10 protein-coding genes are annotated in these 14,164 nt (G+C 61.0%); 1 reads left to right on the top strand and 9 read right to left on the bottom strand.

The features are described from left to right. Positions 1-99 precede the first annotated feature (99 nt). The 3 genes from QCBJ_RS20330 to QCBJ_RS20320 form a co-directional block, all read right to left on the bottom strand. Positions 100-1,506, bottom strand: coding sequence for a PLP-dependent aminotransferase family protein (locus tag QCBJ_RS20330; protein WP_102061471.1), 1,407 nt, complete (start codon positions 1,504-1,506; stop codon positions 100-102). After that, the gene (locus QCBJ_RS20325; RefSeq protein ID WP_102061470.1) at positions 1,503-2,927 is read right to left on the bottom strand and encodes a hypothetical protein; all 1,425 of its coding nucleotides are present in this window, start codon (positions 2,925-2,927) and stop codon (positions 1,503-1,505) included. Before QCBJ_RS20325 ends, QCBJ_RS20330 begins: the two co-directional genes overlap by 4 nt. A gap of 703 nt (positions 2,928-3,630) precedes the next feature. Next, on the bottom strand, positions 3,631-4,653 hold the full coding sequence (locus tag QCBJ_RS20320) for a zinc-dependent alcohol dehydrogenase family protein (RefSeq protein WP_012724334.1): 1,023 nt from the start codon (positions 4,651-4,653) through the stop codon (positions 3,631-3,633). Positions 4,654-4,900: 247 nt separating this feature from the next. Here QCBJ_RS20320 and QCBJ_RS20315 point away from each other — a divergent pair, with 247 nt between their 5' ends. After that, entirely contained in the window at positions 4,901-5,815 is a 915-nt protein-coding gene (locus QCBJ_RS20315; RefSeq protein ID WP_012724335.1) for a LysR substrate-binding domain-containing protein, read from the top strand. A gap of 209 nt (positions 5,816-6,024) precedes the next feature. Here the strand turns inward: QCBJ_RS20315 and aceE are convergent, their stop codons facing one another. The 6 genes from aceE to QCBJ_RS20285 form a co-directional block, all read right to left on the bottom strand. Then, entirely contained in the window at positions 6,025-8,703 is a 2,679-nt protein-coding gene (aceE, locus tag QCBJ_RS20310) for a pyruvate dehydrogenase (acetyl-transferring), homodimeric type (protein ID WP_256581548.1), read from the bottom strand. 69 nt (positions 8,704-8,772) lie between these two features. After that, the gene (fabG, locus tag QCBJ_RS20305; RefSeq protein WP_102061468.1) at positions 8,773-9,531 is read right to left on the bottom strand and encodes a 3-oxoacyl-ACP reductase FabG; all 759 of its coding nucleotides are present in this window, start codon (positions 9,529-9,531) and stop codon (positions 8,773-8,775) included. Then, positions 9,528-10,973 (bottom strand): FAD-binding oxidoreductase, encoded by a 1,446-nt coding sequence (locus tag QCBJ_RS20300; RefSeq protein ID WP_012724358.1) that lies wholly within the window; start codon positions 10,971-10,973, stop codon positions 9,528-9,530. Before QCBJ_RS20300 ends, fabG begins: the two co-directional genes overlap by 4 nt. After that, positions 10,970-11,839: a fumarylacetoacetate hydrolase family protein gene (locus tag QCBJ_RS20295; RefSeq protein ID WP_012724359.1), complete on the bottom strand. Its 870-nt coding sequence runs from the start codon at positions 11,837-11,839 to the stop codon at positions 10,970-10,972. Before QCBJ_RS20295 ends, QCBJ_RS20300 begins: the two co-directional genes overlap by 4 nt. Continuing rightward, positions 11,827-12,258, bottom strand: coding sequence for a thioesterase family protein (locus QCBJ_RS20290; protein WP_102061467.1), 432 nt, complete (start codon positions 12,256-12,258; stop codon positions 11,827-11,829). Before QCBJ_RS20290 ends, QCBJ_RS20295 begins: the two co-directional genes overlap by 13 nt. A 46-nt stretch (positions 12,259-12,304) precedes the next feature. Then, a complete protein-coding gene (locus QCBJ_RS20285) occupies positions 12,305-14,134 on the bottom strand; it encodes an acyl-CoA dehydrogenase (RefSeq protein ID WP_012724361.1) in 1,830 nt (609 codons plus the stop codon). Between the last annotated feature and the right edge of the window lie 30 nt (positions 14,135-14,164).

Below are 14,164 nucleotides of genomic sequence, written 5' to 3'. Positions count from 1 at the left end.
CCTCGGAAAGAAGGATTCGGAAAAAAATGGCAGTTTACTGAGAGTTGGACTGCTGCGCGACGGTATCGATCCTATAGCAGGCAGAGAAACTTCGCACAATCATCCAATCTGGGCCTGACGCAGTGCCTCACTGATGGCGGTCAGAGCGATATCCAAGTTGGGTTGCCCATGAAAGGTGTTGCTCAAGCGCAAATTCTGCTGGTGCAGGCCGCTGACGCTGAACAGCTCGCCGGGGGCAATCACCACCTGCTGGGCGAGCAATTGCTGGAACACATGGCGCATGTCTACCGTCCGTGTGGAAGCCAACCAGAACACCGCCCCGGCGGCCGGCACGCGGTACGCCACTTGATCCCCCAGGTGCCGGTCGAGGCGCTGGCTCATTTCCTCCGCCTGCTCGCGTAATTGCAAGCGCAGTTCGCGCAGGTGCTGGTCGACTCGTCCGCTTTGATAAAGTCGCGCAATCGCGCGCTGGCGGATCGACGATAAGCGAAAGGAACGCAACAGGAACTGGCGCTGCAGTTCGCTGCTCATGCGCCGGGACAGCAGGTAGCCATAGGGGGCTTCCGCGCCGAGTATTTTCTCGAAAGAGGAAAACACCACCAGTCGTTCAGGGTTCACCAGCTCGCGTAACGTCGCCTGCGGCTCCTTGAAACCCAGCTCGCCAAAGGTATCGTTTTCCAGTAGCCAGCAACCGTACTGATCGAGCAGTTGCGCGACGGCCACGCGGTCGCGGTCAGAGAGGGCGACCCCAGAGGGCAGGCTGACCACGGACGATAGCAATACCAGATGCACCGACTCATCGCACAGCAGTTGCTCAAGGGTCGCCAGATCCAGGCACCCTTCCGGCGTCCAGGGCAATTCGATAATGCGCACCCCGGCATCCTGGAGCAGGCGCAGGATCAGCCAGTCGCAGGGGGATTCCACAATCACCGCAGTCCCCCTCAGGCCCAGTACGTCGATAAGGATGTCCAGGACACCGCGCAGATCGGCCCCCAGGTAGACGTCATCGGCATGCCAGCAGCGCGTGGGTGACGAGGTGTAGCGTGCCGCCAGTGCCGCACGCAGCTCCCATACGCCACACGGCTGGGACCAGGGTTGCGCCTGGGCCGGGTAGTGGCGCACCAACTCCCGCTCCAGGCGCAACAGGGTTCCATCCAAAGAGGCCAGCAGCGCGGGCTCATCCCCGCTGAGCACCGCCATGCCCGGCCGCCGCGCCGCAGCATAGAGTCGGTCAAGCAGATCGCCACCGGCCCACGTCAGCGAGTTTGCCGAGAGAGGCCAGGCGTAGTAACCCGACTTGGCTACCGAATACACCCTACCCTCCTTCTCCAGCAATGCGTAGGCGTACTGGATAGTGGAGATCGATACGTTCAGGCGCCCGGCCAATTGCCGCAGGGATGGCAGTTTTACCCGAGTATCGGTGCTGACTTCGTTGATCAACGTGATCAGGTAGCGGTAAACCGCCTGATACGCGAAATCCGCCTGCCGTTCGCCGTGCAGTGTCATCGCCCGGACAATTGACAGGCCTGCGCGCTGTCGCCGGACAGAGCGCCAGCATCGTGCAGTTTGCCACTCGCGGTAACCGATGGACGCTTGCGGTAAAGCTGCTGCAGCAATGGCATTGGTAAGCCGCTGGTGTCGGTGACCCACTGTTGCAGCATATCGGCGGATGGCTTGCCCTGCAGGACCTTGTGCAGTTCAGGCAGGGCCACCAGCATGCCCGGATGGCATTGGCGCAAGTAGCCTTCCAGCCGCTCTCCATGATGAATAAACGGCGAGAACAGCAGGCAAATCAATTGAGTTTCGTCCAGGCCAAAGAACTGCTGGGCGTACGTGCTCGCTAGGGTGCGCCCTTCACGGCTGCCCGCTTCGATGAGCAACGTTTCGGGCACGTGCATGCGGCGCAGGTAGTGGGTCGCCTGCTGGATAAAGCCCTGAACGCCGGCCTCATAATCCAGGTCTCGCAGGGATTGGGCCTGCAACCCACGCAAATGGGCCATCAACAGGGGGTTGGAATAGTTCGGATGGCTGAAATGAAACCCCAGCGGATCAGGGGTAAAGGCCATGAACTCGGAGAGCATGGACGAGGATGAGAGGTCTGCGTCGCTGAGCAAATCCGCAATGCCAATATAGGCCAAGTGACGGTGACCGGACTTGCTGGGGTTGTCACTTGCCGCATAGTGCTCGCCATACACATCGCGGTAGTAACCGACGCTCAACTCGTCCATGCGTGCAAACAAACCTGTGAGCGACGATGGCCAGGTCTCCGGCATGGCGACACCCGCGCCGGCCGCCATGCCCTTGAGCCAGGCAAGATACTGACCTTGCTTGCGCGGCGAGTCACCGCTGACCACCGCGTGCGCGCCGCCGCTCCACGTGGTGACGCGCTGGTAGAAATCCCCCAGGGCAAGGTAAGTATCACTGCACAGGGTCGTGCGACAGTCACCTGAGCTCATGTGGCCGACCATCAGCCTATTGCGTTGGCTGGTTTCGCGCCCAACCGTAGACGCGGGTCGCAGAGGGTTGAAGGGCAATACCTCCTGGTTTTCCACCATGAGTAGCTCAACCCTTGGATCATCGTGGAGAAACAGGCGGCCATAGCCCTGATTGAGGCCGTTGAGCGTCCCCTCGGTCATGCCTGCGTGTCGCAATGTTGCAACGCGCAACTGAAAGGTCCGGGGTGCTCGGCCAGCAATGGTCAACTGTGCAGCACGTAACAGCGCCAACGTATAGCTGCTGACGGCGCCGCCACCATGGGCAATCAACACCTTGTAGTCCCCCACTTGCTCCATGCCTCCCGCTGCCACAACGATACGTTGGACCAACAACTGGAGTGCCGTTCGTTCTACGCGAGCGAAGTGCCCGATCAAACGTTGCAGAACTTGTTGGTAAACATAATTCATGGCCTGCTCGTGAATAGTGCTCATTGCTGACTACCTGAGTTGAAATATTGGTTTCAAGCAACCGCTGAGCGTGTTTGCTCGACCTATTGCGTGTGTAAGAAATTTGCGCACAACCTTGTACGCCGATGACTAGACACTAGCACTGCGCAACAACGCGACACAGGTATCCTCGGGCAGCACCCAAGGCCTGCAAGCGCGTAAGCCACCGGATTTACTGGGGGCAAATGGATTCGCTTGCACTCCTAGGAGCTTTCCGACAAGCGCTTACACACCGTTAACCAATTATTAAAAGAAACGTCCGACCTGTAACTCAACCAACTTTCCCACTTATTGGATTGATACTTTTCAGGCGCCCACCTGTTTCCTTGTGGCCGCGCGCCTGACGCGCAATTAGTTACAGGCACTCGCGACAGTAGTGTCAGATAATCAATCATTGCTCAGTCCTTGAGATGAAAGTGAAGGCGCAATTATCAGTGTTGGAATAATGATTAATAGATACAGAAATTTGGCGAAAAGCAGTGCAGATGAATAACGGGCCACACATTAACTACGCGCACACGAAGACGCCGCGCTGGAATTCAGGGCGGCGTCAGCTAAAAAGTCACGATTCAGGGGTTAGCGTGCCGGGCAGGCACCTGATGGGCTATGCAGGTTCAGCCCTGCCAAATGGCGCATTTGCCCCATGTGCCAGTGGCAAGCAGTGTTTGTTAGAGAACATTCCTACACACTAAACAGCTTCGACCTGCAACGCGACACGTTCGCGGCACGGGCATTCATCCATGTAACGGTGCGCTTCGACGAACTGATTGAAAGGAAACACCGTGGTTTTCAGTGGCACCAGCACGCGGTCGGCGGTCAGTTGATTGATATCCCGCAGGGCTCGCTGCAAGGCCACCTGGTCCTGGATAATGCCCAGTTCAGGTTTGCCGGTGAAGTTACCGATGCAGTGCACAAAGAACTGAATGTTCTTCTGGAACGCCGCACACGCCGGGAACGGTGTCTGGTTACCGCCCTGCAGGCCATAAAGTACCAGGCTGCCACGGGGTGCCAATACGTCGCCGAGCAACGACATTTGCGGGCCGCCCAAACCATCGAACACCACGTCTACGCCGCGGTTATCGGTGAACTTGTTGATTTGCATCAGCAGGTCCTGCTCTTCGGTAACAATGACCTTTTCGGCACCGAGGGACAGCAGGTACTCACGCTCCGCGCTGTCCTTGGTGGCGGCAATTACCCGTACCCCCAAGGCTTTACCCAGTTGCACAAAGGACGGGCCGGCGCAGTGGCTGGCGTCAGTTACCAGCGCAAATTGCCCCGGTTTGACGCGTGCCAGATCCACATAGGCAAAGTAGGCGATCAACAGCGGCGTGTAATGCACGCTGGCTTCGATAGGGCTCAGGACATCCGGATAACGGGTCAGGGCCGAACGGGGCAGGACGATTTGTTCGCCATACACCGGATAATCATTAGGGCTCTCGGCCGGGAAACTGGCCACCTTATCGCCCACCGCCAAGTCATCCACGCCATCGCCTAAGGCGACCACAACCCCGGCCATCTCATGGCCAAGGCCGGACGGCAAGCGTGCATGGGAAGACGCCAGGTTCTGGCGCCACAGAATGTCATACCAGCTGATGCCAATCGCTTCGACACGCACCTGCACTTCGCCCGGTGCGGGCTGCGCGGCTGCATGCTCTTCGCATTTGAGCACCTCGGCCGGACCAAACTTGTGAAAACGGATCGTGCGGGACATCGCAAACCTCGTCAAAGTAACCTCTAATGCCATGAACTCTATCTGGGCTTTCCGGGTATGACCACCGGTCGCCATTAATAGTCGACATGCTTGTCATTGATTCCGCAACTGAGGAATAGACCTCAGCTCTTGTAAGAAAACTCAATTTTCTTGTGCAGAGTAACAGCCTTTGCCCGTAAGATTCATGCCGGTCATTCTTCCTATACGGCCGCTCTCGTCAAGTTTGCTGACTCTTCCAGGACACAAGATGAACCGTAACGACCTGCGTCGTGTCGACCTTAACCTCTTGATCGTATTCGAAACCTTGATGCACGAGCGCAGTGTGACCCGTGCTGCCGAGAAGTTGTTCCTCGGCCAGCCGGCGATCAGCGCGGCCTTGTCACGCCTGCGCGGGCTGTTTGATGACCCCCTGTTCGTGCGCACGGGGCGCAGCATGGAGCCTTCAGCCCGAGCGGTAGAAATCTTCGCCCTGCTCTCCCCGGCCCTGGACTCAATTTCCACCGCCGTGAGTCGCGCCGCCGAATTCGACCCCGCCACCAGCACCGCGGTATTCCGCATCGGCCTGTCCGACGACGTCGAATTCGCCCTGCTGCCGCAACTGCTCAAGCGCCTGCGCGCCGAGGCACCCGGCATCGTGTTGGTGGTACGCCGCGTGAACTACATCCTGATGCCCGGCCTGCTGGCCTCCGGCGAAATCTCCATCGGCGTCAGCTACACCGCCGACCTGCCGGCCAACGCCAAACGCAAAGTCCTGCGTCGCAGCCTGCCGAAACTGCTGCGCGCCGACAGCGTGCCGGGCCCTCTGAGCCTGGACGACTTCTGCGCTCGCCCTCACGCGCTCGTGTCCTTTGCCGGCGACCTGAGCGGCTTCATTGATGAGGAGCTGGAAAAACTCGACCGTAAACGCCATGTGGTCTTGGCCGTGCCACAGTTCAACGGCCTCGGCACGTTGCTGGCGGGCACGGACATCCTGGCGACAGTGCCGGACTACGCGGCCGAAGCATTGACCTCGGCGGGCGGGTTGCGGGCGGAAGATCCGCCGTTACCGGTGCGCAGCTTTGAGCTGCACATGGCGTGGCGTGGCTCGCAGGATAATGATCCGGGAGAGCGGTGGTTGCGGTCGCGGATTCAGATGTTTTTCGGCGATCCTGAGAGTCTTTGATTCAAGCCGTCGCACACTTAAACGCTGGAGGATCGGGCACTCACAACGGTCCGCAAAAGAGCTGCAGGCACTGCTGCTGAGCCAGGTGGGTGGCGACCAGCAAAGTACGCCAACCCGCAAGGTCATATGACAGCATCTGCCATACAAGCCACAGCCAAAGATAACTGAGTTGGAACATCCCCCAGGTCAATCCTGGCTATCCATGGCGGTCAAGCATGGCGATTGTCCGCACCGCCCATGATGCAGCGGGCCTTGGCGACCGTATCTGCGGCCAGGCGCCCTTGCTCCACCAGTGCCTGCAGGGCCGTCAGGCAGATCGCCTGGCTGTCTACCTCGAAGTAACGCCGCAGGGCGCCTCGGGTGTCTGAACAGCCGAAACCATCCGTGCCCAGCACCTTGAGCGGCGCACTGACATAGGGAGCGATGAGTTGCGCATAGGCCCTGACATAGTCCGTCGCCGCAACGACCGGCGCAGACCCGCCCAGGCATTGCTCGACATGCCCCAATGTCGTCTGCGTACCCGCCAGACGCGCGTGTTGGGCAGACCTGGCATCGCGTTCAAGCTCGCTGAAGCTGGTGACACTCCAGACCTGCACCGTCACGCCCCATCGCTCGCGCAGTCGGTTCGCCGCCGACAGCACTTCATTGAGGATCGCGCCGCTTCCAAGCAGGCGTACCAAAGGCGCTTCCGGCCCGGCGTCCAGTGTGTCGAGCAGGTACATGCCCTTGATCACATCCGCCTCGGCACCGTCCGGCAGCGGCCGCTGCAGGTAATTTTCATTGGTCACGGTGAGGTAGTAAAAGACGTCCTCCTGGGCGGTCATCATGCACTTGAGGCCATGGTCCACAATCACTGCCAATTCACCGGCAAAGGCCGGGTCGTAGGCTCGGCAGTTGGGCACGGTCGCCGCGACAACATGGCTTGAACCGTCTTGATGTTGCAGCCCCTCCCCGGCCAGGGTCGTGCGCCCTGACGTCGCCCCGATCAGAAAGCCGCGGGTGCGTTGGTCAGCCGCAGCCCAGATCAAATCGGCAACACGCTGGAAACCGAACATGGAATAGAAAATGTACACCGGCAGCATCGCCATGCCGTGGGTGCTGTAGGCGGTACCCGCTGCGATCCACGAAGACATCGCCCCAGCCTCGGTGATGCCTTCCTCAAGGATCTGACCATCGCGAGCCTCGCGGTACGACACGATAGAATCCTTGTCCTCGGGTGTATAAAGTTGGCCCTGGGGCGAATAGATACCGTACTTGTGGAAGAGATTGGCCATGCCGAACGTGCGCGCCTCGTCGGCCACGATCGGCACGATGCGCTCGCCTAACACCGGAGCCTTGAGCAATGAGCCCAACATGCGCACGAATGCCAGGGTGGTGGACATCGGTTTGCTTTCCCCGGCTGACGCAAAGCCCGCAAATGCGCTCGCCGCCGGCGTTTCCAAAGGCACTGCAACGCTGCTGCGGCTCGGTAGGTAGCCGTGGAGGGCCTGGCGACGGCTATGCAGGTAACGCATCACCAGGCTATCGGCTTCAGGTTTGAACAGACGGGCCGCGCGAACATCATCGTCGCTCAAGGGCAGCGCGAAGCGGTCGCGAAACGCCAGTAGCGCCTCATCGTCAAGCTGTTTCTGCTGGTGCGCAATCATCTTGCCCTGCCCCCAGCGCCCCATTCCATGACCCTTCTCGGTCTTGGCCAGGATCACTGTCGGGCGCCCCTTGCAGGCCAGCGCGGCCGTGTAGGCGGCGTGAATCTTCAACGGGTCGTGGCCGCCACGGCGCATTTTCTCGAGCTGGCTGTCCTCCAGGTGCGCGACTTTCTCCAGCAACCGTGGGTGTCGAGCGAAAAAGCGTTGGCGCCTGGCCGCGCCGTCCAGCGTGGAGAGCGACTGGTATTCACCGTCAACGGTAATGTCCAGGTAATGCTGGAGCACGCCATCATGGTCCTGGTCGAGCAGTGCATCCCACTCGCTGCCCCACAGCACTTTGATCACGTTCCAGCCGGCCCCCAGAAACTGGGCCTCAAGCTCTTCAATCACTTTGCCATTGCCACGCACCGGGCCGTCCAGACGCTGCAGATTGCAGTTGATCACGAACGTCAGATTGTCGAGCCCTTCACGTGCCGCCAGGCCCAGTGCTGCAAGCGACTCAGGCTCGTCCATCTCGCCGTCGCCAAAAAAGCCCCAGACGTGGCGTGTCGACGATGGACGCAGGTGACGATGTTGCAGATAGCGCATAAAGCGCGCCTGGTAGATGGCGCTGATCGGCCCCAACCCCATGGAACCGGTGGGAAATTGCCAGAAATCAGGCATTGACCACGGGTGGGGGTAGGAACACAGGCCCTCCCCGCCGACTTCGCGCCGGTAGTTGGCCAGTTGGCGCTCGCTCAAGCGACCTTCGAGGTAAGCGCGCGCATAGATACCCGGCGCTGAATGGGCCTGGAAGAACACCAGGTCATTGGTTTCCCCGCTGGGCCCGGCGCGAAAGAAGTGATTGAAGCCTACCTCGAACAGGTCGGCCGCCGACGCGTAGCTGGCAATGTGGCCACCCAATTCGCCCTCACGGCGGTTGGCCTGGACCACCATGGCCATGGCATTCCAGCGGACCCACGCCGCCAGCTGGCGTTCCAGTTCCAGGTCACCACTAAAGAGCCCTTGCTCACTGTGATGAAGCGTATTGCAGTAAGCCGTGCGCAATGTGGTAGACGCTGCAATGCCGCAACGCCCGGCCTGCTTGATCAGGCGCTGCAACAAGTAGCGCCCGCGCGCCACTCCAACGTGGCGCACGACGCCATCAAAGGCATCCAGCCATTCCCTGGTTTCCTCGGGGTCGACGTCAACGGGAAGCTGCAGCGCAGCACCCAGGTGCATCCCCCCAAGTCTGGCATCCATTGTCATGTTGATAGGCTCCGAAAAATTCAAAGTAGCGCGTCGGCATCCGGCGAGTGCTCAGCCGACCGCTCAGGTCACCAGGCCACCGTCCACCACCATGACCTGGCCGGTCACGTAGGCCGCGTCCTGCGACAACAGAAAAGCCACCACCTTGGCCACCTCTTGCGGGGCGCCGAAGCGACGCATGGGGATCCGGCTTTCCATTTCCGCCACCCGTCGCTCGTTAAGCTTGCGGGTCATATCGGTGTCGATAAACCCAGGGGCGACGACATTGAGACGTACGCCACGGGCAGCGAATTCAACTGCCATCGAGCGCGTCATACCGATCAAGCCCGCCTTGCTCGCGCAATAATTGGCCTGCCCAGGGACGCCGATCAGCCCGGAAATCGAGGCCATGTTGACCACCGCACCAAAGCCCTGCTCGACGAACAGCGGCAACACCGCCTTACAGGCATGAAACGCGCTGTCGAGGTTGCTGCCTATCACGCTGTGCCACTGTTCGGCGCTCATGGCCAACGCACTGCGGTCCTGGGTGATACCGGCGTTATTGACCAAGCCCTCCAGGGCACCAAAGTGCGCCACGCAACGCTTGACCGCCTGCTCGATGGCAGTGGCATCGCGCCCGTCGGCACGCACCGCCAGCACCCGGTCGGTGCCTAGGGACGCCGCCAGTTCTTCGGCCTGTTCCGCGTTATTGAGGTAGGTAAAACACACGTTCAAGCCCCGTGCCACGAGGTCTTCGACTACCGCGGCGCCCAGCCCGCGTGAACCGCCGGTTACCAGAACCGTACGCATTGAGCTAACAGCGCCGTTGGATGTATCGGTCATGGACGCGCCTCCCTGGCAGGTGTATCGAAGGAAAAAATCTTTCCGGGGTTGAGAATGTTGTCCGGATCCAGCGTGCGCTTGATCGCGCGCATCATCTCGACGGCGCCTGCGCCTGCCTGGTCGACCAGGTAGCCCTGTTTGTGCAGCCCGATACCATGTTCGCCGGTGCAGGTGCCCGCGAGCCGAATAGCCCGTGCCACCAGCCGATCGTTCAGTGACTCGGCCAATGCCCTTTGCTGAGGGTCGTCAGGATCAATCAAGTAGCCGAAATGGAAATTCCCGTCACCCACATGCCCTACCAGGAAATACGGCAGTCCTGTCGCATCGACTTCAGCGATGGATTCAAGCAGGCACTCGGCGAGGCGGCTGATCGGCACGCACGTATCGGTGCTGATTGCGCGGCAGCCGGGCTGCGACTGAATCGCGGCAAAATAGGCATGGTGCCGGGCCGTCCATAGCCGCCGACGCGCCTCGACGCTGGTCGCCCATTCAAACGCTTGGCCGCCCCACTCGCCAGCAATCTCTTGCACAGCCTGCGCTTGCTCACGCACACCCAGTTCGCTGCCATGGAACTCCATCAGCAGCATCGGCGTCTCGGGCAGTTCCAGTTTGCTGTGCACATTGACCATGCGCACGGTGTTGGCGTCGATCAGCTCGATTCGCGCCACGGCGATACCGGATTGAATGACCTGGATCGCCACGTTGACCGCCTGGTCGATGCTGTCGAACGAACATACGGCAGCGCAGATCGACTCCGGCACCGGGTGCAAGCGCAAGGTGATCTCGCTGATGATGCCCAATGTGCCTTCGCTGCCAACCATCAAATGGGTAAGGTCGTACCCGGCGCTGCTTTTTTTCGCGCGGGTGCCGGTACGGATGACATCGCCGCCGGCGGTGACCACTTGCAGGGCCAGCACATTCTCTTTCATCGTGCCGTAGCGTACGGCATTGGTCCCACTGGCACTTGTGGCGCACATGCCACCGATGGACGCATCAGCCCCAGGATCAATGGGAAAGAACAGACCGGTACTTTTCAAGGCTTCTTCAAGCTGGCGGCGGGTTACGCCCGGCTGCACGGTGACGCTCATGTCTTCGGTATGGATCGCCAGGATCTGGTTCATCTGGCTCAGGTCAAGGCTGATACCGCCCTGCACTGCCAAGAGATGACCCTCGACCGACGACCCCGCGCCGTAAGCGATCAGCGGCACGCGGTGAGCGGCCACCAGGCGTACGGTGTCAACAATGTCCTCGGTGCTGCGGGCAAACACCACGGCCTGGGGCAACGGCGCATCGACATAGGCCGACTCGTCGCGGCCATGCTGCTCACGTATGGCCGTCGCGGTCGAACAGCGCTCATCGAAACGCGCAGCGAGCGCCTCGATCAGCTCGGCCGGCGCTTCACGCAGTACCTGAGGGGTAAAGGCCTGGGCGAGTTGGGTCATGTCACTTCCTTATAAAATGCGCGGCATACTTGACGCTGCGCGCCCAGGCCAACCACTTCGGCCTCGACCACATCGCCGTCGCGTAGAAACGGCTGGTCTGGTCGTCCCAAGGCCATGCCGCCCGGGCTTCCGGTGAGGATCACGTCACCAGGGTGCAGCGTCATGAAGCGGCTGAGGTAATGAATCAGATGAGGTACGTCGAAGATCATGTCCTCGCTGCTGTCACGCTGCATGACCTCGCCATTGACCCGGCAGATCAGTTCCAGCGCCTGGGGCGACGGCACCTCATCAGCCGTCACCAGGTACGGTCCCAGCGGGGCAAACCCATCGAATGATTTGCCCTTGATCCATTGCCCGCCCCGTTCCAATAACCAACTGCGTTCGGACAGGTCATTGGCGGTGCAGTAACCCAGGATGCAGGCGGCCGCGTCAGCGGGCGTGGCGAGGTACTGAGCGCGACGCCCGATGACCACGCCCAACTCCACTTCCCAGTCGGTCTTGTCGCCGTCGACTGGCAGCACCAGGTCATCAAACGGGCCTCCCAACGCATGCACCGATTTGCTCGACACAATCGGCTCTTCCGGCACAGCCATCCCGGCCTCCCGCGCATGCCGGTGGTAGTTCAGCCCGATCGACAGGATCTGCCCCGGCCGTAAGGCCGGGCCAATACGCTCGTGCTCGATATGAACCTGGGGCAGTTGGGCCCATTCCAGCGTGAAGCGCCGTGACAACGTCTCCATTGCCGCTACGGCCAGCGCTGCCCCAGTCCAGTCATTGACCCACTCACTGAGGTCGCGCACCGAACCATCGACGCCGACTGCGCAGGGCCGCTCGCACCCCGGTGCACCGACCCTCAGCAGGCGCATGACAGCGCCTTGCGTGGGTTGAGGGAGCGTTCGAAAAACGCCGTTTCCTCATCGCTCATGGTGCGCGGATAGCGGCCTTCGTAATTGAAGGGTGCCATGGTGGTCGATGCCAGGGCGCACAACGTGTCGCCGTCGCGCACTTCATACTCGATCGTTACGGCGGCGGCACGAACGTCCGAGACCCACATATGGATGGCCACGGGTTCGTGGCGGTGGACCAGCGGGCGCTTGTACTCGATCGCATGCCTGACCACCACCGAGCCGCCGCTGAAGAAGGCATCGCCCTGCTCCGCGCCCAGGCGCCAGATAAAGTCCACCCGCGCTTCTTCGAGCAAGCGCAGGAACGAAACATTGTTGACCACCCCATACACGTCCATATCGGACCAGCGGACGGGGCATTGATAAATATGTACAGACATGGAAGTCTCCGCAGTGGCCGAAGGGGCAACGCGTGCGCTGGCGGTATTAGTCGACATTCGCGTGCACCTGCTTGCAGAACGCTTGGATATAGTCACCTTCTGCGATGGGCGCACGCAGTAGCTCAGGCGACAGGGCAAAGCCGTCGATCAGGGTCGACACGCAAGGGCGCAGGGCTACGCACTGCTGGTCGATCCTCCCTGGCAGCGACAGGGCCTGGCCGGCGTCGATAAGCTCATGAGCCAGAAACCACGCTGCGTCACGCTGCAGCAGGTTCAGGCCATAAAGCGATGCCAGGCCATTGAGTGCCGCCTTGGCCTCGTCCTGCTGCGCATGCAGCGCGGCACTCCAGAGTTGCTCCAGGGCCAAACGTTCACCACGCAGACGTGCAAGCTCAAGGCCGGGGTTCATGGCGTCGTTCCACACCTCGAAATAGCCGCGCTCGTCAGCGTTCATCTCCTCGCGAACCGTCAGCCACAGCTGGTACTCGCGAAAGGCGATAGCAGCGATCAACCACTCCGGCTCGGCCAGACGCCGCGCACGTGCTGGCCGCAGCGGCAACGGACCTTGCCAGGCCTGGGCGAGCAGTTGGCCGGCTACGGTCGCAAGCAGTACCAGGTTGTCACCTTCGGCCGTTACCAAACCTTGCAGCAGGGAACCGTAATCGGCGATGCGGTTAACGCTGAAAATGCCTTGTGCTCCACATCGCTCGCGGCACTCGGCGATAACGGCGGAGGCATCCCAAGTCGCCAGTGCCTTGGTGATGTTGATCAGGCTGACGACATCGGCAGCCGGCTCAGCTGTATTAGCCAGGAAACGTGCCTTGGCTTCGTTGAGCAGCAGCGTCATCGCATAGGTGCTGGCCAGTGCCGAGAACATCGCACGCTGGTAGCTGCGGTATTCGATGACCGGCATGTCGTTGGTCCCCGGGGCGTTGGTCAGCCGTTGCTGTCCATAGCGCAACGCGATGTACAGGCTCGCGCGACTTGCGCCCTGGGCGGCGCTGGCCACGCACAGGCGGCCTGGCACGATCCGCGACATGGCGCGCAGAAAGCGCGACCGGGCATTGCCTGCGCCGAGCACGAAGCTGCCATCTTCAGCGAAATGGCCCATGTCGCCGTGCAGCAGGCTGCTACGGGGCACACGCACGTTGTCGAACCAGGTCAGGCCGTTGTCCAGCCCTTGCACCGGTTTCTCCGGGCACAAGGCCGCGCGGATACCGGGGCATAGGCCTGCCTCAGTGGACAGCCTGATCAGGAACGGAAATACGCCGTGATCCTTGCCTTCGATTTTCAAGCGCGCCATCACGGTCGCGACTTTGGGGATATCGCCGAACCCACTATAGGACATGTACTTTTGCGCACCGGCACTCGGCGTGTTGAGCGTGAAGGTCTGGCTATGGCGGTCATACACCGCCTCGGTCTGCAACGCCGCGACGTTATTCCCAAAACCCAGTTCAGTCGCCATATAGGGGCCGAACGAGGTCAGTTCGTCCAGCGCCTCGGTGAGCCCGGCGATGTCCGGACGGCCCTGGGCATGATCGAATACCGTGCCCAGGCACAGGTTGTAGTGGACCATCAGCAGCGAGAAGCTGGCGACGTCCAACAGGCTTGGCCATTCCGCCAAGGCAAACAGCCGACGCGGGTTAGCCAGAATCTGCAGCGGGCGTTCGAGCGCCGCGTGCACATGGCGGCTGCGGGCATAGGCCAGCCGTCCGGCTTGCTCCATGTTCAGGCCCGGCTGCGGGTCGAAGATCGGGTCGAGCAGCACCTCGCGGATGCTCTGGTGATGGCTCTCGAATGTGCCGGCGAATAGCAGGTCGCGCAGTTCGTCGCGCGCCAAGGGGGCGACAGTTCCCGGGTTGCTTGGATGAGTCATGACATGTCCTGTGCAGTGAGCAGCGAGGTC

This window comes from Pseudomonas sp. QC2, from assembly GCF_002859085.1.
GTDB lineage: Bacteria > Pseudomonadota > Gammaproteobacteria > Pseudomonadales > Pseudomonadaceae > Aquipseudomonas > Aquipseudomonas petroselini.
This window is presented reverse-complemented; position numbering and strand designations above follow the sequence as displayed.

Bases quoted from the DNA above. Each gene is read 5' to 3' on its own strand.
- QCBJ_RS20330 (WP_102061471.1), bottom strand. From the start codon at position 1,506: ATGACACTGCACGGCGAACGGCAGGCGGATTTCGCGTATCAGGCGGTT.
- QCBJ_RS20325 (WP_102061470.1), bottom strand. From the start codon at position 2,927: ATGAGCACTATTCACGAGCAGGCCATGAATTATGTTTACCAACAAGTT.
- QCBJ_RS20320 (WP_012724334.1), bottom strand. From the start codon at position 4,653: ATGTCCCGCACGATCCGTTTTCACAAGTTTGGTCCGGCCGAGGTGCTC.
- QCBJ_RS20315 (WP_012724335.1), top strand. From the start codon at position 4,901: ATGAACCGTAACGACCTGCGTCGTGTCGACCTTAACCTCTTGATCGTA.
- aceE (WP_256581548.1), bottom strand. From the start codon at position 8,703: ATGGATGCCAGACTTGGGGGGATGCACCTGGGTGCTGCGCTGCAGCTT.
- fabG (WP_102061468.1), bottom strand. From the start codon at position 9,531: ATGACCGATACATCCAACGGCGCTGTTAGCTCAATGCGTACGGTTCTG.
- QCBJ_RS20300 (WP_012724358.1), bottom strand. From the start codon at position 10,973: ATGACCCAACTCGCCCAGGCCTTTACCCCTCAGGTACTGCGTGAAGCG.
- QCBJ_RS20295 (WP_012724359.1), bottom strand. From the start codon at position 11,839: ATGCGCCTGCTGAGGGTCGGTGCACCGGGGTGCGAGCGGCCCTGCGCA.
- QCBJ_RS20290 (WP_102061467.1), bottom strand. From the start codon at position 12,258: ATGTCTGTACATATTTATCAATGCCCCGTCCGCTGGTCCGATATGGAC.
- QCBJ_RS20285 (WP_012724361.1), bottom strand. From the start codon at position 14,134: ATGACTCATCCAAGCAACCCGGGAACTGTCGCCCCCTTGGCGCGCGAC.